Annotated in this window: 23 protein-coding genes; 19 read left to right on the forward strand and 4 right to left on the reverse strand. The window is 63.1% G+C overall.

Annotation, left to right across the window (positions count from 1 at the left end):
* Position 1: 1 nt before the first annotated feature.
* The 13 genes from HBR93_RS15570 to HBR93_RS15630 all read left to right on the forward strand — a co-directional run bounded on the left by HBR93_RS15570 (position 2) and on the right by HBR93_RS15630 (position 13603).
* Positions 2-1450 carry an ATPase, T2SS/T4P/T4SS family gene (locus HBR93_RS15570; protein WP_081044222.1) on the forward strand — a complete coding sequence of 483 codons (1449 nt, stop codon included), beginning with the start codon at positions 2-4 and terminating at the stop codon, positions 1448-1450.
* On the forward strand, positions 1450-2652 hold the full coding sequence (gene gspF, locus HBR93_RS15575) for a type II secretion system inner membrane protein GspF (protein ID WP_057440948.1): 1203 nt from the start codon (positions 1450-1452) through the stop codon (positions 2650-2652). The genes HBR93_RS15570 and gspF overlap by 1 nt, the downstream gene beginning before the upstream one ends.
* 29 nt (positions 2653-2681) lie before the next feature.
* A complete protein-coding gene (gspG, locus tag HBR93_RS15580; protein ID WP_269835616.1) occupies positions 2682-3140 on the forward strand; it encodes a type II secretion system major pseudopilin GspG in 459 nt (152 codons plus the stop codon).
* A gap of 2 nt (positions 3141-3142) precedes the next feature.
* A complete protein-coding gene (gene gspH, locus HBR93_RS15585; RefSeq protein WP_115128386.1) occupies positions 3143-3592 on the forward strand; it encodes a type II secretion system minor pseudopilin GspH in 450 nt (149 codons plus the stop codon).
* Positions 3589-3954: a type II secretion system protein gene (locus HBR93_RS15590; protein WP_057440952.1), complete on the forward strand. Its 366-nt coding sequence runs from the start codon at positions 3589-3591 to the stop codon at positions 3952-3954. Before gspH ends, HBR93_RS15590 begins: the two co-directional genes overlap by 4 nt.
* On the forward strand, positions 3951-4541 hold the full coding sequence (locus tag HBR93_RS15595; RefSeq protein ID WP_115128385.1) for a prepilin-type N-terminal cleavage/methylation domain-containing protein: 591 nt from the start codon (positions 3951-3953) through the stop codon (positions 4539-4541). Before HBR93_RS15590 ends, HBR93_RS15595 begins: the two co-directional genes overlap by 4 nt.
* A 14-nt stretch (positions 4542-4555) precedes the next feature.
* A complete protein-coding gene (locus HBR93_RS15600) occupies positions 4556-5665 on the forward strand; it encodes a type II secretion system protein GspL (RefSeq protein ID WP_169960642.1) in 1110 nt (369 codons plus the stop codon).
* Positions 5662-6093: a type II secretion system protein GspM gene (gene gspM, locus HBR93_RS15605; protein ID WP_115128383.1), complete on the forward strand. Its 432-nt coding sequence runs from the start codon at positions 5662-5664 to the stop codon at positions 6091-6093. Before HBR93_RS15600 ends, gspM begins: the two co-directional genes overlap by 4 nt.
* On the forward strand, positions 6090-6752 hold the full coding sequence (locus tag HBR93_RS15610) for a general secretion pathway protein GspN (RefSeq protein WP_115128382.1): 663 nt from the start codon (positions 6090-6092) through the stop codon (positions 6750-6752). Before gspM ends, HBR93_RS15610 begins: the two co-directional genes overlap by 4 nt.
* A gap of 118 nt (positions 6753-6870) precedes the next feature.
* Positions 6871-9435 carry an EAL domain-containing protein gene (locus HBR93_RS15615; protein ID WP_169960643.1) on the forward strand — a complete coding sequence of 855 codons (2565 nt, stop codon included), beginning with the start codon at positions 6871-6873 and terminating at the stop codon, positions 9433-9435.
* Positions 9436-9515: 80 nt separating this feature from the next.
* Positions 9516-10457 carry a transcriptional regulator FeaR gene (feaR, locus tag HBR93_RS15620; protein WP_057440965.1) on the forward strand — a complete coding sequence of 314 codons (942 nt, stop codon included), beginning with the start codon at positions 9516-9518 and terminating at the stop codon, positions 10455-10457.
* A gap of 113 nt (positions 10458-10570) precedes the next feature.
* Positions 10571-12670 (forward strand): PQQ-dependent dehydrogenase, methanol/ethanol family, encoded by a 2100-nt coding sequence (locus HBR93_RS15625; protein ID WP_169960644.1) that lies wholly within the window; start codon positions 10571-10573, stop codon positions 12668-12670.
* Between the two features lie 87 nt (positions 12671-12757).
* Entirely contained in the window at positions 12758-13603 is an 846-nt protein-coding gene (locus tag HBR93_RS15630) for a transporter (RefSeq protein WP_115128378.1), read from the forward strand.
* Positions 13604-13646: 43 nt separating this feature from the next.
* Here HBR93_RS15630 and HBR93_RS15635 read toward each other — a convergent pair whose 3' ends face one another.
* A complete protein-coding gene (locus tag HBR93_RS15635) occupies positions 13647-13982 on the reverse strand; it encodes a helix-turn-helix domain-containing protein (RefSeq protein ID WP_057440971.1) in 336 nt (111 codons plus the stop codon).
* A 58-nt stretch (positions 13983-14040) separates the two neighbouring features.
* On the opposite strand from HBR93_RS15635, the gene HBR93_RS15640 reads away from it, so the two are divergent.
* The 3 genes from HBR93_RS15640 (at position 14041) to HBR93_RS15650 (ending at position 17634) form a co-directional block, all read left to right on the forward strand.
* Positions 14041-15132, forward strand: a complete 1092-nt coding sequence (locus HBR93_RS15640; protein ID WP_115128377.1) for an NADH:flavin oxidoreductase/NADH oxidase — start codon at positions 14041-14043, stop codon at positions 15130-15132.
* Between the two features lie 336 nt (positions 15133-15468).
* The gene (locus HBR93_RS15645) at positions 15469-16638 is read left to right on the forward strand and encodes a p-hydroxyphenylacetate 3-hydroxylase oxygenase component (protein WP_057440975.1); all 1170 of its coding nucleotides are present in this window, start codon (positions 15469-15471) and stop codon (positions 16636-16638) included.
* A 63-nt stretch (positions 16639-16701) separates the two neighbouring features.
* Positions 16702-17634: a p-hydroxyphenylacetate 3-hydroxylase reductase component gene (locus tag HBR93_RS15650; protein ID WP_115128375.1), complete on the forward strand. Its 933-nt coding sequence runs from the start codon at positions 16702-16704 to the stop codon at positions 17632-17634.
* A 10-nt stretch (positions 17635-17644) separates the two neighbouring features.
* Here HBR93_RS15650 and HBR93_RS15655 read toward each other — a convergent pair whose 3' ends face one another.
* The gene (locus tag HBR93_RS15655; protein ID WP_169960645.1) at positions 17645-18538 is read right to left on the reverse strand and encodes a LysR family transcriptional regulator; all 894 of its coding nucleotides are present in this window, start codon (positions 18536-18538) and stop codon (positions 17645-17647) included.
* A gap of 131 nt (positions 18539-18669) precedes the next feature.
* Between HBR93_RS15655 and HBR93_RS15660 the strand changes: the two genes are divergently transcribed.
* The gene (locus HBR93_RS15660; RefSeq protein ID WP_169960646.1) at positions 18670-19092 is read left to right on the forward strand and encodes an ester cyclase; all 423 of its coding nucleotides are present in this window, start codon (positions 18670-18672) and stop codon (positions 19090-19092) included.
* Between the two features lie 148 nt (positions 19093-19240).
* Positions 19241-19894, forward strand: coding sequence for an oxygen-insensitive NAD(P)H-dependent nitroreductase NfsB (locus HBR93_RS15665; RefSeq protein WP_057440983.1), 654 nt, complete (start codon positions 19241-19243; stop codon positions 19892-19894).
* Positions 19895-20055: 161 nt separating this feature from the next.
* On the opposite strand, the gene HBR93_RS15670 is transcribed toward HBR93_RS15665, so the two are convergent.
* The gene (locus tag HBR93_RS15670) at positions 20056-20937 is read right to left on the reverse strand and encodes a glycine betaine ABC transporter substrate-binding protein (RefSeq protein ID WP_169960647.1); all 882 of its coding nucleotides are present in this window, start codon (positions 20935-20937) and stop codon (positions 20056-20058) included.
* A gap of 35 nt (positions 20938-20972) precedes the next feature.
* A complete protein-coding gene (locus HBR93_RS15675) occupies positions 20973-22055 on the reverse strand; it encodes a major royal jelly family protein (protein ID WP_233096753.1) in 1083 nt (360 codons plus the stop codon).
* Between the two features lie 482 nt (positions 22056-22537).
* Between HBR93_RS15675 and HBR93_RS15680 the strand changes: the two genes are divergently transcribed.
* Positions 22538-23959 (forward strand): FAD/NAD(P)-binding protein, encoded by a 1422-nt coding sequence (locus tag HBR93_RS15680; RefSeq protein ID WP_169960648.1) that lies wholly within the window; start codon positions 22538-22540, stop codon positions 23957-23959.
* The last annotated feature ends 528 nt before the right edge of the window (positions 23960-24487 follow it).

The raw sequence follows: 24487 nt of genomic DNA on the forward strand, positions 1-24487 counted from the left end.
GTTGTTGCCCTATCGACTGGCACGCCAGGCGGGCCTGGCGCGGGCGCCGGGCGCGCAAGGCTGGACCTTGTGTTTGCGCGAGGATGTCGACACCGACGCCTTGCAGGAAGTGCTGCGCGTGCATGGCTTGCCGACGCTGGTTGAGCACCTCGATCCGGCCCAATACGAACTGCGCCTGGGGGCCTTGTACCAGGCCGGCGAGTCGGCCACGGCAGCGTTGATCGAGGGCATCGGCGAGCAGGTCGATCTCGACAGCCTGATCAACGAGCTGCCACGGATCGAAGACCTGCTGGAGAGTGACAACGAAGCGCCGGTGATCCGCCTGATCAATGGCCTGTTCGCTGAAGGCCTGCGCTTGCGGGCCTCGGATATCCATATCGAGACCTTCGAACAGAGCCTGGTGGTGCGCTTGCGGGTGGACGGCCATCTGCGCGAGATCCTGCGCCCGCCACGGGCCTTGTCGGCCATGCTGGTGTCGCGGATCAAGGTCATGGCGCGCCTGGATATCGCCGAAAAACGCCAGCCCCAGGACGGGCGCATTACCTTGCGCTCCGGCGGGCGCGAGGTGGATATCCGGGTTTCGACCTTGCCCGGCATTCACGGCGAACGTGTGGTAATGCGTGTGCTGGACAAGCAGGCCAACCTGCTGGACCTGAACAACCTGGGCATGCCTGCAGAGGTCGAACAGGCCCTGCGCGCCTGCCTGTCGCGGCCCAACGGGATCTTGCTGAGCACTGGGCCCACCGGCTCGGGCAAGACCACCACGCTGTATGCCAGCCTGAATGCGCTGAACGATGGCTCGTGCAATATCCTCACCGTCGAAGACCCGGTGGAGTACGCGATTACCGGCATCGGCCAGACCGCGATCAACCCCCGCGCCGGCATGACCTTCGCCAGCGGCCTGCGGGCGATCCTGCGCCAGGACCCGGACGTGATCATGCTCGGCGAAATCCGCGACCAGGAGACCGCCCAGATCGCGGTGCAAGCCAGCCTTACCGGGCACCTGGTGCTGTCGACACTGCACACCAACAGCGCGGTGGGCGCGGTCACGCGGTTGCGGGACATGGGCATCGAACCGTTCCTGATCGCCTCCAGCCTCAAGGGCGTGATGGCCCAGCGTCTGGTGCGGCGTTTGTGCCATTGCGCAACGCCGGCACCGTTGCTGGCCGCCGAGCGCCAGTTGTGGCCGGAGCTGGCCCTGCTGGAACACAGCTTTCACCCCCAGGGCTGCGACGACTGCCAGGGCAGTGGTTACCACGGGCGGATCGGCCTCTATGAATTCATCACCCTGGATGCCGGCTTGATCAGCCTGTTGTACGACGGCGCCAGCGAAGCGGCCATGCACGAATACCTCGCCGACAAGCGCCAGAGCCTGACCGCCATGGCCACCGAATGCCTGCGCCGTGGCGAAACCAGCCTGGAGCAGGTTCTGCGTGCGGTGCGCGACTGATGCCGACCTATCGCTACCAGGCGCTGGACCTGCGCGGCAATCGCCGCAAAGCCAGCATCCAGGCGGAAAACGAGCGCCATGCCCGACAACTGCTGCGTGAGCAGGGCCTGTTTGCCCGTGAGTTGCAGGTGCAGGGCGCAAGCCTGTCGAGCCCGCGCGGGCAACGGTTGAACCATGGGCAACTGTGCGAATTGACCCGCCAGTTGGCCACGCTGTTGAGCGCCGGCATCCCCTTGGTGGATGCCTTGGCCACCCTGGAGCGCCAGTTGGCGGAGCCGGCGATTCGCAACCTGCTGGTGGCGGTGCGCGGTGCCCTGGGCGAAGGCTTGAGCCTGGCCCAGAGCCTGCGCCGCCAGGGTGGGCAGTTCAATACCCTGTATTGCGCACTGGTCGAGGCCGGCGAGCGCTCGGGCAAATTGGCGCCGGTGCTGGAGCGCCTGGCCGAGCACCTGGAGCAAGTGCAGAAACAACGGCACAAGGCGCGCACGGCGTTGATCTACCCGGCGGTACTGATCCTGGTGTCGCTGGCGGTGGTGATCGGCCTGATGACCTTTGTGGTGCCCAAGCTCACCGAGCAGTTCAGCCACACCGGGCAAAGCCTGCCGCTGATTACTCGGGTGCTGATCGGCGCCAGCGAGGGCCTGGTGATGCTCGGCCCGTGGTTGCTGGGGCTGGGCTTGTTGCTGGCGCTGGGCGCGCGGGTGTTGCTGCGCCAGGCGGTATGGCGCTTGCGCCGCGACAGCCTGGCCTTGCGCCTGCCGCGCATTGGCGTGCTGTTGTCGGTGCTGGAAAGCGCACGGGTCTCACGCAGCCTGGCGATTTTGCTCGGCAGTGGCGTGCCATTGCTCGAATCCCTGGAGGTGGCCACCGCCACGGTTGGCAACCGGCAGATCCACCAGGCCCTGGAGGCGGTGCGTGAGCAGGTCGAAGGCGGCGTGACCCTGTACCGCGCCCTGAGTGCCAGCGGGCACTTCCCGCCAATGCTGCTGAACATGGTCGCCAGCGGCGAGGCCAGCGGCACCTTGCCCGACATGCTGGAGCGCGTCGCCGACAACCAGGAGCGTGGGTTTGCGCGCCAGGTCGACCTGCTGCTGGCGTTATTCGAACCCCTGATGATTCTGCTGATGGGCGCGGTGGTGCTGTTCATCGTGCTGGCGGTGTTGCTGCCGATCATGCAGCTCAATCAGGGCCTGAGCCTTTGAACAGACAACCTGAAAACGGAGAACTTGAAATGCAAAAGCACGCCATGCCTGGCAATCGTGCGGTCAAGCGTCGCGAGCGCGGCTTTACCCTGATGGAAATCATGGTGGTGATTTTTATCATCGGCCTGTTGATCGCGGTGGTTGCGCCCAGCGTACTCGGCAGCCAGGACAAAGCCATGCGCCAGAAGGCCCTGGCCGACCTGGCGACCCTGGAGCAGGCGCTGGATATGTACCGCCTCGACAACTTGCGATTCCCCACCTCGGAGCAGGGTTTACAGGCCCTGGTCAGCAAGCCGAGCCTGGAACCCTTACCGCGCAGCTGGCGTGCCGACGGCTACATCCGCCGGTTGCCCGAGGACCCGTGGGGCAATGCCTATGGCTACCGCACCCCAGGGCAGCATGGCCGGGTGGACCTGTTTTCCCTGGGCGCCGACGGCCAGGAAGGCGGCGAAGGCACCGACGCCGATATCGGTAACTGGGACCTCTAGGCATGCAGCGCAGTTGCGGGTTTTCGCTCCTGGAAATGCTGGTGGTGTTGCTGATCGTCGGCTTGTTCAGTGCCCTGGGCGTGGCCTACCTGGACGCCGGCCAGGCGCCGATGCGCCAGGCCCTGGCCCAACTGGCCAGCGAGGCGCGCAGCCAGGCGGCCCAGGCGCGGCATGCCGGGCAGTTGCTGGGCTTGCGCTGGAATGGCCGCAGCCCGGAGTTCGTACGCTGGCAGGTGGGCCGGGGCGCGCCTGGGTGGCAGGTCGCACCCTCGCGCGGCGCGCCCTGGCCGGCCGGCTTGCAACCTGACTGGCCGGTGAGCCGCGAGCCCCAGGTGATGTTCACCCCGTCGGGGCTGGCCCGCCCGGTGTCACTCACCTGGCGCTGGGCCGAGGGCCGCCAGCGCTGGCAATGGCAAGCGGACAACACCTTGCATATCGCGACCCTGCCATGAAGCGCCAGCGCGGTTTTACCTTGCTTGAAGTCATGGTCGCCCTGGGGATTGCCGCGTTGATGGCGGTGATGGTCAGCCAGTTGTTGCGCCAGCGCATCGCCACCCATCAAGCGGTCGCGCAACATCGCCTGGGCAGTTTGTGCGCGCGGGAGCTGGAGACGCGGTTTGGCGTGGAACAGTACTGGCCGCAGATCAATGCGGTGAGCGGCGAGCTGCGTCAGGGGCCTGCCACCTGTTACTGGCAACTGACCCTGGGCAACACCGGGGTCAACCGCTTGCGCCGGGGTGAGTTGAGCTTATTTGCCGATCCCCAGCAGCGTCAGCCCCTGGGTCAGTTCAGCCTGTTCCTGGTGCGCCCATGAAGGCGGCGCAGCGTGGCCTGACTCTGATTGAGCTATTGGTAGCCATGGCCCTTACGGCGGTGGTCGGGGTGTTGCTGGCGGCCTTGGTCAATGGCTGGGTCAAGGTGCGTGAGCGCCTGGACGAGCCCGGCAGCGAACCCCAGGTATTGGAGTTCTGCATGGCCCTGGAGCGCCGCTTCGATGGCCTGGTGTTGCGCCAGTTGTACGAGCAGCGCTTGCCCCTGGACCTGGCGTGGCTGGAGTGGCAGCCGAGCCTTGGGCAATTGCAGTGGGTGGCCCTGGGCGCCTGGCCGCCGGTAGAGGGCGCGTCGCGTGTGCAACGTCAGCGCCTGCTGTTCGATGCACGCCAGCAGCGCTTGAACCTGCTGGTCTCGGCCGACCTGTACGCCGCCGACAAGCCGCGCTGGCAACTCAAGGAGTCACTGGCGCCGGTCGAGCGCGCCACGTTCAGTTTTTACCAAGGCACGCGCTGGCTGGCCTTTCCTTCTACTGTTGCCGCCCAGCCCAATCGCGGCGTGCGGATAGAGTTCGAGCACCATGGAGCCCCATATGTCTGTACTTTCGCCTTGCCCGATACCCAGCCATGAGCCGGAGCGCAGGCATGTTTGAGCGTCTGCGGGGCAAACCGCGGGAATGGTTGCTGGTGCGCCCGCCGGCCACCGCCGAGGGCCGTTGGCAGTGGTTGCACTACAGCGCGCACCGGGCTTGCGCAAGCGGCGCCTGGCCGCCACCGTCGGCGCTGCTGCAATTGCCGGGTGCCTTGATTATTCCAGCGCTCGATTGCAGTCATTTCTGCCTGCCGGCGCCGCCGGGGCTCAAGCGCCACGAGTGGCCGCAGTTGTTTGAAGAGTATGCGCAGCAGCCTGGCGAAGCGTTGCTGGTCAGCTGCCTGTCCCGCGAGGCCGGGCAGCTTGAGTTGTTGGTGATGCAACGCGAGCAGGTCCAGCAATGGCTGGCCGAGTGCGCCGCGCTTGGGCTGCAGATCACCCATGGCTGGGCGGAGTTGCAGTTGTTGCCGCCAGCAGAGCCTGGGCAGGTGGTGGAGTGGCGGCGCGAATCGCTGCGTTGCCTCAAAGCGCATTCCCGGCAATGGTTGGTGTGGCCGCCGGTATTGGGTGAGCGCTTGCCCCAGGTTTGGCGCGACCTGCCTGCCGAGACGCTCGAGGGCGACTGGCCGTCGCGCCTGGCGCGCCTGGAGCAGTTGCCCAGTGTGCTGGAGGGTATGCGGCCGACGCGTACACGGGGGCCGCGAGCGCCACGGGTGAGCCGCGTACAACGACATTTGCTGCTGGGTTGCGTGGCGTTGGCGGCGTGTTGGAGTGCGGTGTATCTGGTGCAGAGTCTGCGTCAGGTTGATGTTTGGAAAGCCCAGGTCAGGGCGCTGGCCGGGCCGGCCAACAACCCGCAACAGGCGCGTACGGCCCTGGCGCGGGTGCAGGGCGAGGCGACCGAATGGCAGGTGCGTCAACAAAAAATCGTGGCCCTGGAGCAGGCGCTCTCGGGCTGGTTGCAGCAGCAACCGGGCTGGTCGGTGTCGCGCATCGAGTTTGACGGCAGCCGTTGGCGCCTGGCCTTGCGCGGCAATGGCCCCCAGCCGCTGCCCGCCGAATGGCAGGCCATGGCCCAGGCTGCCGGCGCGCAATGGACTGACCAGGCGCAACATGTCGCCGGTCAATTGCACCTGAGTTTTGATCTGGGAGAGCAACCATGAAAGCCCGGATGCTGGAGTACCTGGCCCACTTCAACCAACTGCCGCCCAAGCGCCGCTATGGCCTGTTGGCCGGCTGGTCAACCGTCGGGCTGTTGTTGCTGGTGCTGCTGACACGGCCGCTGCTGGCGGCCTGGCAGGATGCCCGCCAGTGGCAGGCGTTGGCGCAACAGGCCGGCGCGCTGGTGCCGCCAGCGGCGTTCTCCAACGAGCAGTGGCAGGCCCTGGCCGTGTCGCGCCAATGGGTACTGACCCGCGTTGAACAGCAGGGCGACCGCTGGCAATTGCAGGGCGAGCTACCGGGGCCCCAGGCCCTGCAGCTGCTGCTACGGACCGTGCAGGAGCAGGGTGGGCGACCCGTGCAGTGGAGCCTGGAGCAGGGCGGCGGCCAGGGTTACGCCTTCAGCCTGGAAGTGGCGGCGCGGCCATGAGTCGCGCGGTCATCCTCTGGGGTATTTGGGTGTTCAGCCTGACCGTGCTACTGGAGCTGCCGGCCGCCTTCGTTGCCCGCCAGTTGCCATGGCCGGCCGGCTGGCAGCCCAGCAGCGTTTCGGGCAGCCTGTGGACTGGCCGCGCGGCACGCGTCGGAGCCCTGGCGCCGGTGGACTGGAAGATCCGGCCGTGGGCGGCGCAAGTGAACCTGGGCTTTCAACAGCGCATCTGGGAGCTGTCGATCCGTGGCTGGCCGTGGAACTGGCAGGCGCAGATGGCACCGCGTGCGGTCAGCGCCTTGCCCGCGCCGATGTTCGTGCTGGACGGACGTTGGGAAGGGCGATTGCAGGTCAATGGCGCGGGCATGAGTTGCCTTCGGGCCGAAGGCGAATTGCTGGGGCACGAGCTGGCGCTGTTGAGCCCGTGGCTGGTCAAGCTGGGCAATACCCGGATCGAGTTGCAGTGCCGGGATGGGGTGCAGTTGCTAGCGGATCTGCAACTGGCTGGCGAGCATCATTTCAAGGTCGAAGCCAAGCCACAGCGGTTGCAAGTAGACGGGCAGGTGGAGCCGGGTGCTGCCGTGATTCCGCTATTGGTGCAGGCGCGATGGCTGCAGCCCGCTGCCCAGGCGTTCAGCAAGGTGCTGGGTAAACCCTGAGGGTTCGATGGATCACCAAAAACTGTCTATTGTCTATGGGCAGGTAGTCTCGCACTTGCGTGTGCGTGGTGTGATTTTCGGTGCGGGTTGTTAGGGCGCCCTGGCGCCCGGAGCGTTCATGGAAAAGCTCAACGTTGGCCCCAAGTCGTCGCTGCAAGGCAAGGTTTCCAATCTTTCTACTGCACGGGCTTATCTGCTCGCCTGTTCGCTGCTGCTACTGGCCATGTTTCTGTTGGTCGGGGTGTTGCTGGTGTCCATTGCCGAGCACTTGAATCACGATGCCGGCGAGCACAGCCGCATTGATATCGAAAACGCCCTGCTGTCGGTTGAGCGCGTCGCTGGTTCGACGGTCAAGGACTATGCGTTTTGGGGGGATGCCTACGAGCACCTGCATCAAAAGGTGGATGTGGACTGGGCGTTTGGCCGGCAAAACATCGGCACGACGCTGTTTTCCGACTTCGGTTTCCAGGGGGTGTTTGTTGTCGATCCAGCCGGTCGCACGGTGTATTCGCTGATTGACGGCCAACTGCAGAGCGTCGCCGTGCAGGACTGGTTGCACCTGCCGATCGAGCCCCTGCTGGCCCAGGCCCGGCAGGCCGCGACCAACAGCCAATCGGTGACCCGGCTGATACAGGCCGATGGCATGCCGGCGGTGTTGGCCGCCGCTGCGCTGACGCCTGGCACCGATCCGAACGTAGAGGCCGATAGCGGTCCCGCTTCGGTGTTGATCTTCATTGCCAAGCTGGCGCCGCAACGGCTGGCTGCACTGGGCGAGGATTTTGGTGTGCAAGGTCTGCGGGTCGCCCCGGCCGGCGGGGCGGCGGCGGGCGCACCGAGCCTGAGCCTCAGGGACAATGCAGGTGTTGTGCAATGGACCGCGGAGGATCCTGGGCGCCAGTTGCTGGGGCTGGTTGTGCCGCTGGTGACAGTTGCCGGCCTGATCTTTGCCTTGATGGCCTGGGTTATCCAGCGCCGCAGTACCGCTGCCGCGCGGCTTATGGACCTTAATTACGCCACCCTGCAAGCCAGTCGTGCGGCGCTGGCGGTCAGCGAGGAGCGCTTTCGTGATGTGGCCGAAGCGGCGTCCGACTGGATCTGGGAAGTCGATACCCAACTGCGGTTTACCTATCTGTCGGAGCGCTTTGATGTAATTACCGGCCTTGTCGGGGCCAACTGCCTGGGGTTGGCGGTGGATCAGCTGCTGACCTCTGATCAGGGCCTGTTGGCCATCTGGTTCAAGGACCACGCCCATCGCCCGAATGCCATCGTGCAGTGCAGCTATGTGTCTGGCGAGGGTCAGCGACGCATTTGCCGGCTGTCGGTGCGGGAGATACCTGGCCAGGGTTATCGAGGCACCGCCAGCGACATCACCGAAGAGGTCGAGGCCCGGCGGCGCATTGAATATCTGTCGCAACACGATGCCTTGACGGGGCTGGCCAACCGCACGCGCATGCAGGAATTCCTCGAGGGCAAGCTCAAGGCGGTGCCGACCCTGGCAAGGCCGTTGGTCATGCTCAGTATTGATCTTGACCGCTTCAAGCCGGTCAACGACTTGCTGGGGCACGCGGCTGGCGATGATGTACTCAATCAGGTGTCCCGGCGTTTGCAGGGCTGCCTGCGTGGGGATGATCTGGTGGCGCGCATAGGTGGCGATGAGTTTATGTTGGTGGTGGCGGGCGTGAGCTCGCCGCTGGAGGTGGAAGGCCTGTGTCGGCGCCTGATCGACTGCATCGAACAACCGTTTTACATCACCGAACATGAAGTGTTTATCAGTGCCAGCATTGGTATTGCCATGGCGCCGGCGGACGCGACCCTGGCCGAAGAGCTGCTGCGCTATGCCGATATCGCCCTCTACGAAGCCAAGGAAGGCGGGCGTAACACCTGGCGCTTTTATGCAGGCGATATGAACGCACGCATCATTGAGCGGCGCCAACTGGAAGCCGATTTGCGCCAGGCGATCAAGCACGGCGAACTGCGCCTGGATTTCCAGCCGCGCTACCGCATTGAAGGCAAGCGCCTGGCCGGTGCCGAGGCCCTGGTGCGTTGGGAGCACCCAAGGCGCGGGCTGCTGGGCCCCGACGTATTCGTCCCCATCGCCGAGGAAACCGGGCTGATCCTGCCGTTGAGCAACTGGGTGCTGCACGAGGCCTGCCAGACGGCCGCGGGCTGGCCTGACGACGTGATGATTTCAGTCAACCTGTCCTCCACCGAGTTCCAGCGTGGGCACTTGGTGTCGCGGGTCAAAGCGGTGTTGCTGGAGACGGGCTTGAACCCGGCGCGGCTGGAGCTGGAGCTGACCGAAAGTGTGATGCTCAATGACGAGAAAGTCGCCTTGAGCATCATGCAAGGCCTCAAGGCCCTGGGCGTGCGCTTGCTGATGGATGACTTTGGCACCGGCTACTCGTCGCTGAGTTATCTGCGCTCATTCCCCTTCGACGGGCTGAAGATCGACCGCAGCTTTGTCGGCGGCCTGACCTCCGGTGGTGGCGATCAGTCGATCATCCAGGCGATTGTCGGCCTGGGCCGGGCGCTCTCGCTGACGGTGACCGCCGAAGGCGTGGAGACCCTCGACCAACTCACGGCGCTGAAGGACGTGCAGTGCGATGAAGCGCAGGGTTTCTACCTCAGCGTGCCGGTGGATGCCCAGGCGATCAGCGCGCTGATCACGGGCCGGACTGCTTAGCCGCTCCTGACCCTGCTTGCACTGATCGCATATAGATAATATGTTAACAATATAACTATAAATGGTCTGTGGGAGGGGGTATGCCTGCCTTGTTCAACCCTTGCGTTGAGTTCGCCAACTGGAATCGTGACTTGCGTGCAGTCTGCGGCAATTTCAGCACCGCGCAGTCAGATCGACACAGCCTGTTTATTGGCAGCGTCCACGGCCAGGACGTGTGTGGCCTGGAGTTGGCGCATATCCGCACCAATGCCGGGCTGATCAGCCGCCATCATACCCACGGCGATGGCGACGATGACCGCCACTGTTTTCTGATCCTGCAGGGCAGCGGCCATCAACGCATCCGCCAGCAGCACCGGGTGATTGACTTGGGGCCCGACGATATCGCCCTGGTGGACTCGGCCCAGGCCTTCGAGATTGAGCCCCAGGGGCTGGTACAGAATATCTCGGTGCATCTGTCCCGCGCCGAGGTCGCCCGGCAATTCGGCCAGCAGCGCCTGTTTGGCAAGCTGGCGCGCAACAGCGTCGCCACCCATATGATTCGTGCATTGGTGCGCTCCCTGGAGGATGCGCAACTGAGTGAAGGCTATGGCGGCGAGAACGATGGCCCGGCCGTGGAGCAGGCCCTGATTGGCTTGGCGGTTGCCGGTCTGGACGAGCGCGCCGAGGGCCAGCCGGGCTTTGCCTGCGTGGGCCAGGACGACATTTATGGCCTGGCCACGCGCCTGGTGGAAGCCTCCCTGCAAGAGACCGAATTGAGCCCCGAATACCTGGCGCGGCACCTGAATGTCTCAGTGCGCCAACTCTACCGGCTGTTCGAGCAGCGGCATGAAAGCATCGCGCGCTACATCCAGCAGCGCCGCCTGGAGCGGGTGGCCCAGGACCTGCGTGCGCGGGATTTGCGGCATGAGTCAATCACCCAGATCGCCTTCAAGTGGGGGTTTGTCGATGCCGCGCATTTCAGTCGCGCCTTCAAGCGGCATTTCCAGCATGCGCCCCGGGACTTTCGCCAGCAGCCGCTATAGGCCGCGCTTTGGCAGGGAATGCCAAGGGCTTTGGCAGCCTCAGTCAAGTGGCCGCAGGTGGCAGACCCTCTAATAGCGTGGCCTGAGTCGATTAATGTTGGAGAACAATAACAATGAATACACGGAGCCTGCTGTTGGGCACGCCCCTGCTATTGAGCGCGTTCGCCACCCTGGCCTTGGCCGGGCCGGCCCAGGTCGATGGGCCGCGCATCATCGCCGCCGACCGTGAGCCCGGTAACTGGATGAGCCACGGTCGCACCTACGATGAACAACGCTACAGCCCGCTGAACAGCGTGAATGCCGACAATATCGGCCAACTGGGCATGGCCTGGACCACCAAGCTGGATATCGACAGTGGCACCGAGGCCACGCCGCTGGTGGTCGATGGGGTGATGTACACCACGGGTGCCTTCAGCATCGTCTATGCGATCAATGCGGCCACGGGTGAGTTGTTGTGGAAGTACGATCCCAAGGTCCCTGCCGAGAACCTTGGCCAGGGCTGCTGCGGTCCGGTCAACCGTGGCGTGGCGGTGTGGCAGGGCAAGGTCTATGTGGGCAGTTTCGATGGGCGCTTGATTGCGCTGGATGCCGGCACTGGCCAGCCGGTGTGGAGCGTCGACACCCTCATTGATCGCAGCAAAAGCTACTCGATTACCGGCGCGCCACGCATCGTCAAGGGGAAGGTATTGATCGGCAACGGGGGCGCCGAATTTGGCGTGCGCGGTTATGTCACCGCCTATGACGCCGACACGGGTAAGCAAATCTGGCGCTTCTACACCGTGCCGGGTGACCCCAAGCTGCCGCCGGAAAATGCGGCGATGGCCAAGGCCATGAAAACCTGGGACGGTGACGGCTGGGTCAAGTGGGGTGGCGGCGGCACGGTGTGGGACTCGATGGCCTACGACCCGCAACTGGACCTGCTTTACGTGGGCACCGGCAATGGCTCGCCGTGGAACTACCAGTTCCGCAGCAATGGCAAGGGCGACAACCTGTATGTGTCATCCATCCTGGCGCTGCGCCCGGACACCGGCGAGTACGTCTGGCACTACCAGATCACCCCGCAGGACCAGTGGGACTTCACCGCGACCCAGCACATGATCCTCGCCGATATCGAGATGAATGGCAGCGTACGCAAGGTGATCATGCAGGCGCCGAAAAACGGCTTTTTCTATGTGCTGGATCGCACCAACGGCAAACTGTTGTCGGCAAAGAATTTCGTGCCGGTGAACTGGGCCAGTGGCATCGACCTGCAGACTGGGCGGCCGATCCTTACCGGCGCGGCGGACTATTCCAAGGAACCCAAGGTGGTGCAGCCGAGTTTCCTTGGCGGGCATAACTGGCACCCCATGTCCTACAGCCCGAAAACCGGCTACGTGTACATTCCGGCGCAGTACACCCTGGCCGAGTTGAAGGCGGCCAAGGTCCCGCAGTTCCTGGCGAACAAGTCAGTGGTGAACTTCGGCCTGGATGTGCCGGACCTGCCGGAAGACCCGAAAGTCCTCAACCAGATCCGGGATGCTTGGAGCGGAGAGTTGATCGCCTGGGACCCGGTCAAGCAGAAGGCGGCCTGGAAACAACCCTATGTCAGCGCCGGCAACGGCGGCACCCTCGCCACGGCCGGCAACCTGGTGTTCCAGGGCACGGCCGATGGGCGGGTGGTGGCCTATCGCGCCGACACCGGTCAGCCGCTGTGGGAGCACCGGGCCAACTCCGGGGTGATGGCGGGGCCGGTTACTTATACGGTCAATGGCGAGCAGTACGTGGCGTTTTCCGTGGGGTGGGGCGGGATCCTGCCGCTGTTGACCGGCCCGCTGACCAACAAGGGCAAGGTGCGCGCTGAATCGCGGGTGATTGCCTTCAAGCTCGGTGCCACCGGTGAGCTGCCACCCCCCAAGGCCGCGCCGGTACTGCCGACTACCCGCCAGGTACTCACGGCGACCCCCGAGCAACTGGTGCAGGCGCGTGGCATGTTCAATGGCCTGTGTGCCGGTTGCCATGGCCTGAACGCGATCAGCGGCGGGGTCGTGCCCGACCTGCGTTACCTGGATGACAACAAGCACGCGGCATTTCCGGCCTTTGTCAGTGGCGCGTTGATCAATAAGGGCATGCCGAACTTCTCCGACATTCTGCAGCGCGAAGACATGGAGTTGCTGCGCCAGTACCTGGTCAAGCGCACCCGGGATCTGCAGGCCGACCTCAACGCCATTCACTGATCTCCCCTTGTTTGAACTGTGCCGGGCGACGTCTTTTGACGTCGTCATGGCCGAGTGTTGCCTCCAATAACAATAACGGTACTTGCCATGAAAACACTTAGCATCCTGACCCTGCTCTTCAGCCTGGTTCCATTGGCTCACGCCGACGTCAAGCCGGACCCCGGCGACTATACCGCCTTGCCCCAGGGCACCGATGTGGTGGTGCTGTACCAGCAGAACCCACGGGGCGACAAGGTTTACTCGGGCGGCAAGAAAGTCGCCGACAACCTTGACCTGGACATGACCGTCGGGGTGTTGCGCCTGATCCACTTCACCGAGTTCTTCAACACCGGCCTGACCTGGGACCCGCAAATAGTCATTCCTTTCGGTTACCAGAAGACCGGCGCCAGCGACAGCAAGCACTCAGGGTTGGGCGACATTACGTTTGGCGGCACGCTGTGGACCCTCGCGGACCAGACCAACAACCAGCACCTGGGCTGGTCGGCGTTTGTCACCGCGCCCACGGGCAGTGACAAGAACCAGGGTTTTGCCCTGAGCAACAACCGTTGGGCCCTGGATTTCCAGGTGGGCTATATCAAGGGGCTGACCGACAAAATCACCTGGGATGTGATTGCCGAGACGGAGTTCTACGGTGAACAGCGCGCCACCGATGCCAAGAAAGATCCGCTGCTGCAACTGCACAACCACCTGCGCTACAACTTCACTCCAGAGACTTACGCGGCCATCTCCTATCGGCACAATTGGGGCGCCCGCGAGACGCTGGACCATGAAACCCTGGCCACCAGCCGCAGCAATGGCACGCTGGGCTTCACCGTGGCCACGATGGTGGGCAAGCAGGTACAGGTGCTGGGGCAATTGATGCATGACACGGCGGTGCGCGAAGGGGTGAAGATCGACAATTCGCTGCAGTTTCGCCTGGCGTATTTCTACTGACGCTGTCTGTAGGCGCTGTCTCGCGGGGCGTGACAGCGCGGTCTTATTGTTGGGCGAGGATGCTTTCGAGCAACCCGGGAAATCGTTCGGCCAACACATCGGCCCGCAACGAATTCATATGGGTCGTGCCCACGCTGCGCGTATGCACCAGCCCGGCATCACGTAAAACCCGGAAGTGGTGGGACATGCTGGACTTCGGCCGCCCGCCATCCAACTCGCCGCAACTGGCTTCTTCTACGCCGGCCAGGCAGCGCACGATGTCCAGGCGCACAGGGTCACTCAACGCATAGAGCAGGCGTTCGAGGGTCAAGTCTTCGGGGGAGGGGTGTTTAAAGGCTCGCATGAACCGAATGATAACAGGGCTGGCATTGTTTACCATAGTTCGATTAAGATCGAACTATCGAATCAAACGTCACCCTCGTTTCAGGAGCTTTTTCATGTCTGCATTGTTCGAACCCTTCAAGCTCAAAGACGTTACGTTGCGCAATCGTATCGCCATTCCACCGATGTGCCAGTACGTGGCCGATGACGGCATGGTCAATGACTGGCATCACGTCCACCTCGCCAGCCTGGCCCGTGGCGGCGCCGGCCTGGTGGTGGTCGAGGCCACTGCCGTGGCTCCCGAAGGCCGGATCACGCCGGGTTGCGCGGGTATCTGGAGCGACGCCCATGCCCAAGCCTTTGTGCCCATGGTGCAAGCGATCAAGGCGGCAGGCGCGGTGCCCGGCATCCAGATCGCCCACGCCGGGCGCAAGGCCAGTGCCAACCGCCCATGGGAAGGCGACGACCATATTGCCGCCGACGATGTCCGTGGCTGGCAAACCCTGGCGCCCTCGGCGATCGCGTTTGGCGCGAACCTGCCGAAAGTCCCCCAGGCCATGACCCTGGAGGATATCGCCCGGGTGCAACAGGACTTCGTTCAAGCCGCACGCCGTGCCCGTGACGCCGGTTTTGAGTGGATCGAACTGCATTTCGCCCACGGTTACCTGGGCCAGAGCTTTTTCTCGGAGCACTCCAACCAGCGCACCGATGCCTACGGTGGCAGCTTCGACAACCGCAGCCGTTTCCTCCTGGAAACCCTGGCCGCCGTGCGTGAAGTCTGGCCGGAAAACCTGCCGCTGACCGCGCGTTTCGGGGTGCTCGAATATGACGGGCGTGACGAACAGACCCTGGGCGAGTCCATCGAACTGGCCCGTCGTTTCAAGGACGGCGGCCTGGACCTGTTGAGCGTCAGTGTCGGCTTCACCATCCCCGACACCAACATCCCTTGGGGGCCAGCGTTTATGGGGCCGATTGCCGAGCGCGTACGCCGCGAAGCCGGTCTGCCGGTCACGTCGGCCTGGGGTTTCGGTACACCGCAACTGGCCGAAGGGGCGTTGCAGGCCGGTCATCTCGACCTGGTTTCCGTGGGCCGTGCGCACCTGGCCGACCCACACTGGGCATACTTCGCCGCCAAGGAACTGGGGGTGGACAAGGCTTCCTGGACCCTGCCGGCGCCTTACGCGCATTGGCTTGAGCGCTATCGCTAAGGGGTGACCGTGTTGTGTGTGGGAGCTGTCGAGCTTTAGCGAGGCTGCGATGGCGTCCTGTCGGCGATCCATATATCGACTGATCCAGCGCTATCGCAGGTAAGCCAGCTCCCACATTGGAGAGTCTTTACTCAGCCGTCGCAGCCTCTGCGACGGCTTTTTTGTGGGCCATGAAAAGTACAATCTTCCATCCGGAACGTGCATGTTGCGCTGCGACCAAGCGCCACATACTGGGCGTGTCTTTACGAACGTTCCCGGTTGTTTTAAGCCTCCTGCCGAGTGAGCAGGGCGCAGGCAGGCCAGGAATGGGGATATCCAATAATAAAGAGAGCACCCATGAAAAAGCCAAACCCTCTGTTGGAAGACCTCAAGTCGGTCTTGCCCGCCATTGCTGCCAATGCCTTCGCCGCCGAGAAAGATCGCAGCGTACCTGCCGAGAACATTGCGTTGCTCAAGGGCATCGGCATGCACCGGGCATTTCTGCCGAAAAAGTACGGAGGCATGGAAATCTCCCTGCCGCAGTTTGCCCAGTGCATCGCTTTGCTGGCCGGCGCTTGCGCAAGCACCGCGTGGGCCATGAGCCTGCTGTGTACCCATAGCCATCAGATGGCTATGTTCTCGGTCAAGTTGCAGGACGAGGTCTGGGGCGTCGACCCCGACGCCACCGCCAGCAGCAGCATCGCGCCATTTGGGCGTACTGAAGAAGTGCCGGGTGGCGTGACCTTCAGCGGTGAGATGGGCTGGAGTTCGGGTTGTGACCACGCCGAATGGGCGATCATGGGCTTTCGCCGCAAAAACGCCGAAGGCACCCAGGATTACTGCTTCGCGGTACTGCCGCGCAGTGACTATCAGATTCGTGACGACTGGTATGCCGTGGGCATGCGTGGCAGCGGCAGCAAGACCCTGATCGTCGATCAGGCTTTCGTGCCCGAGCACCGTATCCAGAAGGCCAAGGACATGATGGAAGGCAAGTCGGCGGGCTTCGGCCTGTACCCCGACAGCAGGATTTTCTTCGCCCCCTACCGTCCGTATTTTGCCAGTGGTTTCTCCACCGTCGGCCTGGGAGTCGCCGAGCGCATGCTCGAGGTGTTCCGCGAAAAAACCAAAAACCGTGTGCGCGCCTACACCGGTGCGGCCGTCGGCGCCGCGACCCCTGCGTTGATGCGTCTGGCCGAGTCTACTCACCAGGTGGCCGCCGCACGCGCCTTGCTGGAAAAAAGCTGGGACGAGATCGCCGAGCACAGCGAGCGCCATGAATATCCAAGCCGCGGCACCCTGGCGTTCTGGCGGACCAACCAGGGCTACGCCACTAAAATGTGCATCCAGGCGGTGGATCGCCTGATGGAGGCGGCGGGCGGTGGCGCCTGGTTTGAAACCAACGAACTGCAGCGCCTGTTCCGCGACGTTCACCTCGCCGGCGCCCATGCCTACACCGACTATGACGTTTGCGCACAGATTCTCGGGCGCGAATTGATGGGCCTGGAGCCTGACCCGGCGATGGTCTGACCACGCTACGCTTACCTATAAGAATAATCAGGGCAGGGCCTTCAGCCTGTCCGGGAGTCTTGCATGTCTATTGAAAACCAAGTCGATACCCGCGCCTTTCGCCGTGCCCTGGGCAATTTCGCCACCGGTGTCACCGTGGTCACCGCCGCCGACGCCAGCGGGCGCAAGGTCGGTGTCACCGCCAACAGTTTTAACTCGGTGTCTTTGGACCCGCCGCTGATTCTCTGGAGCATCGACAAACGCTCCACCAGCCACGCCGTGTTTGAAGCCGCCACGCACTTTGCGGTGAATGTACTGGCGGCCGATCAGATTGACCTGTCGAACAACTTTGCCCGGCCCCGGGAGGACCGTTTTGCCGAGATCGAATACCAGGCGGGTGCGGGCGGGGCGCCGGTGTTGGCCGACTGCTCGGCACGCTTTGAGTGTGAGAAGTACCAGCAGGTCGATGGGGGTGATCACTGGATCATGATTGGCAAAGTGGTGGCTTTCGACGACTGCGGCCGCTCACCGTTGCTCTATCACCAGGGCGCCTATTCCATGGTCCTGCCACACACCCGCATGACCCGCCGTGAGGAGGGCCAGCCAGCGAGCAGCCATTTCCAGGGGCGCCTGAGCCATAACCTCTATTACCTGATGACCCAGGCGTTGCGGGCCTATCAGGCCAGCTACCAGCCCCGCCAACTGTCCACCGGCCTGCGCACCAGTGAAGCGCGGATGCTGATGGTGCTGGAGAACGATGCCGGCCTGAGCCTGGCCGAGTTGCAGCGCGAAGTGGCAATGCCGGTGCGCGAGATCGAAGAGGCGGTGAACAACCTCAAGCGCAAGGCGTTGGTACGCGATGATCAGGACCGGGTAAAGCTCACCACCAAGGGCATCGACGAAACCGAGTCGTTGTGGACCATCGCCCGAGAGCAGCAGGACACGGTCTTCAGCCAATTCAGCGAGGAGCAACTGGAGACCTTCAAGACGGTACTCAAGGCAGTGATCCGGCACTGAGCGCGACGGGTCAATCCAGGTGTTGGAATTCTTTGACGATAAAGTCGATAAACACCCGGGTCTTGGCCGGCAGGTGGTGTCGTGAGGGGTAGACGAGGTTGATTTCCAGGCGAGGCAGGCTCCAGTCGCTGAGGATCGGCACCAGGCGCCCGGCGACGATATCGTCGTGGATCACATAAGTGGGTTGCGCGAGAATGCCCTGGCCCTGCAGCGCGGCCGCGCGCAACAGATAGCCGTCGTTGGATTCCAGCGCCGGAGTGGCGGGCACCTTGATGGTCTGGTCTTCGCGCTGGAACGTCAGCTCATAGGGATCGGTGGCGTAGGTGTAGAGCAACAGTTGATGCTCGGCCAACGCCTGCGGATGTTGCGGGCGGCCGCAGCGCTCGAGGTAGTCCGGCGAGGCAGCCAGTATGCGTCGGGTATCGGTCAGGCGGCGGATCACCAGGCTGGAGTCCGGCTCACTGTCACGGGTGCGCAGGGCGACGTCGATGTTGTCGTCAATGATGTCGTGGTAGCGGTTCTCGGCCACGATATCCAGGCGTACATCCGGGTACTGCTCCTTGAACTTGGGCACCAGCTGCAGGATATGTTGCAGGCACAGGGATAAGGATGCAGTCACACGCAACACCCCATGGGGGTGGTTTTTGCTCGCGCTGACGGCCTCGGTCGCGCCTTGCATCGCCGTGAGGGCTGCCTTGGAGTTGGTGTAGAACACCTTGCCGACTTCGGTGACGAACAAGCGCCGGGTGCTGCGCTCGATCAGCCTTACGCCCAGGCGATTCTCCAGTGCCGCCAAGTGCCGGCTGGCCGCCGCACTGGACAGGTCCAGGGCGTCTGCGGCCTTGGTCACGCTGCCCAGCTCCGCGACCTTTACAAACAACTCATATTCGGTCCAGCGATCCATCAGCATTGCTCCACTGCGCGCAAGGGTGTTTTCCAGTTACAGCATTTTTCAGGTGTATGCCGACCGTTAAGCTTTTTTTGCCCCTGCCAGTCTAGCCGTTGAGTGCAGGGAAAAACTTGATTGGAGTCGAAATGAGCAAGCATCTGGATGTGGTGAAAAAGTACTTCAAGTATTGCGTCGACGGTAAGGATGTTGAGCGCGTAGCGGAATTTTTTGCCGACGATGTGGTGGTTCACCGCCCCGATTGTCCGGCGCCTATCGTCGGTGTCGAACCGTTCAAACAGGCCTTGCGCCTGAACGTGACCGAGCGCTACGAGTCGATCGCGACAACCTTCCAGAAAGAAGTGGTGGCCGGTGATGTGGTGGTGGTTGCGTTGATGCATCACGCCAAGGGTTCCAACATCTGGCATGGTTTTGATGTGAGCGGCAAAGACCTGTCCTGGAGCGCGTTGACGTACTTCCGGTTCAATGCCGAAGGCAAAGTGGTCGAGGAAATCGTCGAGCGCAATGAGCTGTTCATGGCCAAGCAACTGGGGATTGTCGAGTACGACTGACCCGGGCGATTCCCCTGCAGGGACGCAGGCGCACAGCGCACTTTCACTGTGCCAGTGAAACTCTTGACGCGTGCGGGTGGTTTTTCTCGGCGGGGCGAAGGGTAACGATGGACTCGCTGTTTTTGCCTATTTTGATTGGAGTCCTTTTATGGATCTGGTAAGCCTGTCCAAGCGTCGTTATACAACCAAACTCTTCGATTCATCGCGCAAGATTCCCGTGGCAACCATTGAATTGTTGCTGGAACAACTGCGCAACAGCCCGTCTTCCGTCAACTCGCAGCCCTGGCACTTTGTCATTGCCCACGAAGACGAGGGTAAAGCTCGGATTGCGGACAGTATGCAGGGTGGTTTTGAGTTCAATCGCGCGAAGACCCTCGATGCCTCCCATGTGATTGTGCTCTGCACGCGTACCCAGATGCCCGAGGAGTACCTGCAGGCGCTGCTGGAGCAAGAAGCCAGCGATGGGCGTTTTGTGGATGAGCAGGCCAAGGCCGGGCAGGACAAAGGCCGGCGGCGGTTTGTCGATCTGCATCGTTATGACTACAAAGACCTGCAACACTGGATGGAAAAGCAGACTTACCTGGCCCTGGGCACGCTGTTGCTCGGCGCTGCTGCCCTGGGCCTGGATGCCACGCCCATGGAAGGCTTTGACAGTAAGGCGCTGGATGCCGAACTGGGTTTGCGCGAGCGCGGCTTTACCAGCCTGGTGGTGGTGAGTGTGGGTTACCACAGCCATGAGGATTTTAATGCGGGCCTGCCCAAGTCCCGCTTGCCGGCGCCGGTGTTGTTCGAGTTTATCTAAGGGGGGGCTGTGGCGAGCGGGGCAAACCCGCTTGCCGTTCAGCTAAGCGAGGGTGCAGGCAATCGGTAACCTGTGGCGAGGGAGCTTGCTCCCGTTGGGGCGCGAAGCGGCCCTAAAATGCGACTGCTACGCACAATAAGCCATAGGCTCCAAGCTTGCTGTCAGCTCACCGGTGCCAGCCATCCGCGCAGCATCTGCGGATGGCGCGCCAGCCACTCCCTGGCCGCCTCATCCGCCGAGCGTTCACCCCGATTGAATGCATCATCCAGCTCGGCAACGATCGGGTTCGACAGACGAATATTATCCAGCACCTGAATCTCTGCCCGGGTCAGCAACGCCAGGCGATCTTCCCGTGCCAGCAGCACTGCCCGATCCACATTACCGAGCAAACCCCTGGGGTCCTTCAGTTCGCGGATACGGTAGCGGTGGTGCAGGAACTGCGGATGCCACAAGGGCACGATGCCCCAGTGCCCTTGGCGATACAGGGCCTCAAAAGCGTCGACGCAATCGTCCTGAGTGCCGGTGCGGAATTGGTAGCCGGCGTCGCTCAAGCCGTACTCATCCATGATTTTCAGGGAAAACCGGGTAATTCCCGCACCCAACCCAATGCCCTGAATCAGCGGGTGCATGCGCGCGCGAACCTCGGGTTTGCGCAGGTCGTCGATGGATGCCACGTCAGCCTCGCTTACATAGTCGGGCACGCCCCACATGGCATAGGGCTGGTAATGCAGGCCCAGTTCACGGGCGGGCACGGCCTGTCGGTACACGCCATGGCTGCATGGCAGCCAGGCCGAGGCCAACATGTCGATGGTGCCTTCGCGCAAGCGCTCGAAATTCACTTCGTGCAGGGCATATTGCCGTTCGACAGTCAGGCCCATGCGCTGCAGGACCAGCGCCACCACGGCGGCGGTGGCGCGATGGAAGGACAGATCGGTGACGCCCAGGCGCACCACACGCGAGCCGTTGGCGATATTGGCCAGGGAAAAGTCCTGGTGGGTCACGGTCGGCGTTTTTGCTGGGCGCCGGGGTGGGGTTCTGCGCATGTTGCTTCCTTCAAGAGCAGCGGCTGATCACGGAGCTAGAGGGTGGGGGCCGGCGCTGCATCAATCTTCACGCGCAGCAGGCTGTAGGGCTTCTGGCGCAAGTCGCGACCTGCGTGGAAGATGCCCTGGCGATGCAACTGGTTGGCCATGAAGTACAGGTAGCCGTCCGGCCCGATGGACAGGGTGTCGGGCCAGAGCACACGCGGGTCGTGGACGATGGTCTGCCACTGTCCATCCGCCAGGCGTTTGCGCACGCTGTTGTGTTCGTAGTCGCCGGCATACAGGGCGCCGGAGGCATCGGCTTCGAGGCCATCGGAAGCGCCTTTTTCCCCCAGGTCCTTGACCGCCATATCCAGCCGCGCTTCGCTGACCGAGGTGTCGCGCAGCAACGCGGTGGGTACCGAGTACAGATGGCGGCTGGACAGCGGGCAGAAGTACAGCGTCTGGCCGTCAGCGGACAGGGCGATGCCATCGGACGCTACTGCAAACGGACGGGTGCTGCCGTCGGTGTTGCGAACCTGCAAGACCTGGCCTTCGACCTTGGGCACGAAGTTCGGGTCTACCGAGGTCGAGGTGGCACCGCTGAGTCGGCGCAGGGCAGTGCCGCTGGCAATGTCCATGACGATGATCGCCCCGGGGCCGCTCAGGGAAGAGTCGGTGATGTAGATCACCCCTTCATCGCCCACCCGGAAGTCAAAACGCATATCGTTGACGTAGGTGCTGGGCAGCATCACGTTTTTCGGAAACACCAGGGTCTTGACCACTTTGTTGGTGGCCAGGTCGATGGCTACCAGCTTGGCACCGCCCGGCGTTGGCGAGGCGAAACCGGGGGCGGCAGTGTCCAGTATCCAGATCCGCCCGCGACCATCGGCCACCACACTTTGCACGCTGATAAAACCCTTGGCCGGGTCTTTCGGATCGGCCTGGTTCATAGCCAGGTCAGGGTAGGGCACGACCTGGCCATCGCGCAGTTCACCCACGGTGAACGGCACCGCGTCGCCCCAGCGTGGAAAATTGACAAAGATCCGCCCGTTTTCGGCAACGCTGACGCCGGTGGGCATGGCGTCGTGGAAGGCGAACACCTGCTCGAGGGTGCCAATGGTTTGCTCGCTGGGCATCGGTTGGGCCTGAGCCGCCTGGCTGCTGATGGCAATCGACAAGGCCAGGGCAGACCAGATAAAGGAGTGCTTGAAGTGCATGAAAAGCTCCGGGAATCCGCAGGAAGGGGCGCGTTGCAGCCCATGGTGTGCGTTCCCGGCCCATGGAAAAACCCACGAATGGCGCTAACAGTTTCATCGCAATCGAGAAAGTGCAGGGCGTTTGAGCCTGATTTGCGGCGGTTCCAGGTAAATCTGCGGTTGCATGCGCCACTGTTCGCCCGCCAACAGTCAATCAACAGTTTGCTGATTAACCGTGTGTGGCATGGCTATGGAGCTGTCGCAAAGTGAGGAATCATGGGGTTCTCAATCTTGGCGTAACTCGTGCAACGGAGCGCACCTGGCTATATAACTAACGCATCCACGTCGCTCTGCACGCGGGTTTACACCGGCGCAGGCGATGGCATGAGCATTCTTCGGGCAACCAGTAAGGGCGTATTTGCATGAGTGAAACCGAACGCGGACAGGCGACAAAGGCCATCCGCAACGCCGATGTGCTGATCATCGGCGGGGGCCTGAGCGGCACGCTGCTGGCTGTGCAGCTGTTGCGTTTGCCCGGCACGCGGAAGATTCTGGTGATCGAGCCGCGCACGGAACTGGGGCGAGGCGAAGCCTATAGCGCGGTGGAGCTGGGGCACACCCTCAATGGCAATGCGGCGCGCATGAGTGTGGACCCGGACAACGCCGATGACTTGACCCACTGGTTGAGCGAGTACATCGCCGCCGGCGGCTGGCCGGAATCGGACCAGCAGCACGTGCCGGTCAGCGAGCTGTTTCCACCCCGGGGGATCTTTGGCGTGTACGCGCAACAGCGGCTGGCGCAGGCTCGGGCGGGATCGGCGTCAACCGTGGAGCATATTCGCGCCGAGGTCATCGACGTGCAGGTAGAGCCGGGCGGCGTGCGCCTGACCCTGGATGATGGCCAGGCACTGCGCGGTGCCCGGGCCGTACTGGCCACCGGTATGTTTCCGGCGGCGCGCACGCCACAAACCCACTCCAGCGGTTTGAATGCGGTGGCGGTTGATCCGTGGGATGTGCGCGCCATGACGCAACTGGACCCACACGCCACGGTGTTGATCATCGGCTCCGGCCTGACCATGGTCGACGCCGTGGTGTCACTGGAACAGGCTGGCCATCGCGGGCCGATCGAGATCTTTTCGCGCCATGGCCTGTTGCCCCATGTGCGCCGGCAACCCCCTACGTGGGCGGACTTTCTCGCTGACGATCATGGCCTGCGCAGCCCACTGCAATTACTGCGGGCAGTGCGCCGCGAATGTCAGAAAGCCCTGGCCCAGGGCATCGACTGGCAAGCACCGCTGGACACCGTACGCGCCCATATCGGTCGTTTGTGGAGCCAGGCCAGCGAGCGCGAGAAACGCCAGTTCGTGCGCCATGTGCGGCCCTGGTGGGAGAGCCATCATCATCGCTCGCCACCCCTGAGCGCCGAACTGCTGGCGCGCCTGCACGGGGAGGGGCGCCTGCGTATCCACGCGGCCTCGTTCCTGGGCCTGGAGCCCACGGTAAACGGCGAAGTGACCCTGCGCCTGCGCCGTCGTGGCGAACAGCACACCACCCACTTCAGTGGCGCGGCGTTGATCAACTCCAGCGGGATCGAATACGACTGGCGCCGCGTGGCCCGGCCGTTGCCCAGGCAATTGCTGGCCCGCGGCTTGATCAAACCCGGGCCCTTGGCATTGGGGATAGCGGCGGATGCCTCGGGTGCGGTACTGGATGAGCACGGCGTTGTGAGTGAGCGACTCTTCGCCATGGGCCCGCCGCTGCGCGGTATGTGGTGGGAGAGCACGGCGGTGACGGATGTGGCGCTTCAGGCCAAGGCACTGGCGCTAAAGCTGGCGCAACTCTAAAGGTGGGAGCTGTGGTGCATCCAAAATCGCCCCGCCGACAAGGCCCCCTGTGGGAGCGGGCTTGCTCGCGATGGCGGCGGTTCAGTCACTGTTTCTGGCGGCTGATCCACCGCTATCGCAGGCAAGCCAGCTCCCACCTTTGATTTGTGGTGGAGCCAACATTCTCTGCCTCAGTGAGATCCCCTGTGGGGGCGGGCTTGCTCGCGAAAGCGGCAGTCCAGTCACTGTTTTTGGCGGCTGACCCACCGCCATCGCAGGCAAGCCAGCTCCCACATTTGATTTGTGCTGGGCCAAAATCATCTGCTCCAGTGAGATCCCCTGTGGGAGCGGGCTTGCTCGCGATGGCGGCAGTCCAGTTACTGTTTTTGGCGGCTGACCCACCGCCATCGCAGGCAAGCCAGCTCCCACCTTTGATTTGTGGTGGAGCCAACATTCTCTGCCTCAGTGAGATCCCCTGTGGGAGCGGGCTTGCTCGCGAAAGCGGCAGTCCAGTCACTGTTGCTGGCAGCTGACCCACCGCTATCGCAG

Source organism: Pseudomonas sp. WS 5411 (assembly GCF_012985595.1).
Taxonomy (GTDB): Bacteria; Pseudomonadota; Gammaproteobacteria; order Pseudomonadales; family Pseudomonadaceae; genus Aquipseudomonas; species Aquipseudomonas shahriarae.

Coding starts and splice junctions, on each gene's coding strand:
- HBR93_RS15625 (WP_169960644.1), top strand. CDS start 10,571: ATGAATACACGGAGCCTGCTGTTGGGCACGCCCCTGCTATTGAGCGCG.
- gspF (WP_057440948.1), top strand. CDS start 1,450: ATGCCGACCTATCGCTACCAGGCGCTGGACCTGCGCGGCAATCGCCGC.
- HBR93_RS15595 (WP_115128385.1), top strand. CDS start 3,951: ATGAAGGCGGCGCAGCGTGGCCTGACTCTGATTGAGCTATTGGTAGCC.
- HBR93_RS15590 (WP_057440952.1), top strand. CDS start 3,589: ATGAAGCGCCAGCGCGGTTTTACCTTGCTTGAAGTCATGGTCGCCCTG.
- HBR93_RS15645 (WP_057440975.1), top strand. CDS start 15,469: ATGAAAAAGCCAAACCCTCTGTTGGAAGACCTCAAGTCGGTCTTGCCC.
- HBR93_RS15660 (WP_169960646.1), top strand. CDS start 18,670: ATGAGCAAGCATCTGGATGTGGTGAAAAAGTACTTCAAGTATTGCGTC.
- HBR93_RS15675 (WP_233096753.1), bottom strand. CDS start 22,055: ATGCCCAGCGAGCAAACCATTGGCACCCTCGAGCAGGTGTTCGCCTTC.
- HBR93_RS15680 (WP_169960648.1), top strand. CDS start 22,538: ATGAGTGAAACCGAACGCGGACAGGCGACAAAGGCCATCCGCAACGCC.
- gspH (WP_115128386.1), top strand. CDS start 3,143: ATGCAGCGCAGTTGCGGGTTTTCGCTCCTGGAAATGCTGGTGGTGTTG.
- HBR93_RS15615 (WP_169960643.1), top strand. CDS start 6,871: ATGGAAAAGCTCAACGTTGGCCCCAAGTCGTCGCTGCAAGGCAAGGTT.
- gspG (WP_269835616.1), top strand. CDS start 2,682: ATGCAAAAGCACGCCATGCCTGGCAATCGTGCGGTCAAGCGTCGCGAG.
- gspM (WP_115128383.1), top strand. CDS start 5,662: ATGAAAGCCCGGATGCTGGAGTACCTGGCCCACTTCAACCAACTGCCG.
- HBR93_RS15630 (WP_115128378.1), top strand. CDS start 12,758: ATGAAAACACTTAGCATCCTGACCCTGCTCTTCAGCCTGGTTCCATTG.
- HBR93_RS15650 (WP_115128375.1), top strand. CDS start 16,702: ATGTCTATTGAAAACCAAGTCGATACCCGCGCCTTTCGCCGTGCCCTG.
- feaR (WP_057440965.1), top strand. CDS start 9,516: ATGCCTGCCTTGTTCAACCCTTGCGTTGAGTTCGCCAACTGGAATCGT.
- HBR93_RS15640 (WP_115128377.1), top strand. CDS start 14,041: ATGTCTGCATTGTTCGAACCCTTCAAGCTCAAAGACGTTACGTTGCGC.
- HBR93_RS15610 (WP_115128382.1), top strand. CDS start 6,090: ATGAGTCGCGCGGTCATCCTCTGGGGTATTTGGGTGTTCAGCCTGACC.
- HBR93_RS15655 (WP_169960645.1), bottom strand. CDS start 18,538: ATGGATCGCTGGACCGAATATGAGTTGTTTGTAAAGGTCGCGGAGCTG.
- HBR93_RS15665 (WP_057440983.1), top strand. CDS start 19,241: ATGGATCTGGTAAGCCTGTCCAAGCGTCGTTATACAACCAAACTCTTC.
- HBR93_RS15670 (WP_169960647.1), bottom strand. CDS start 20,937: ATGCGCAGAACCCCACCCCGGCGCCCAGCAAAAACGCCGACCGTGACC.
- HBR93_RS15635 (WP_057440971.1), bottom strand. CDS start 13,982: ATGGTAAACAATGCCAGCCCTGTTATCATTCGGTTCATGCGAGCCTTT.
- HBR93_RS15600 (WP_169960642.1), top strand. CDS start 4,556: ATGTTTGAGCGTCTGCGGGGCAAACCGCGGGAATGGTTGCTGGTGCGC.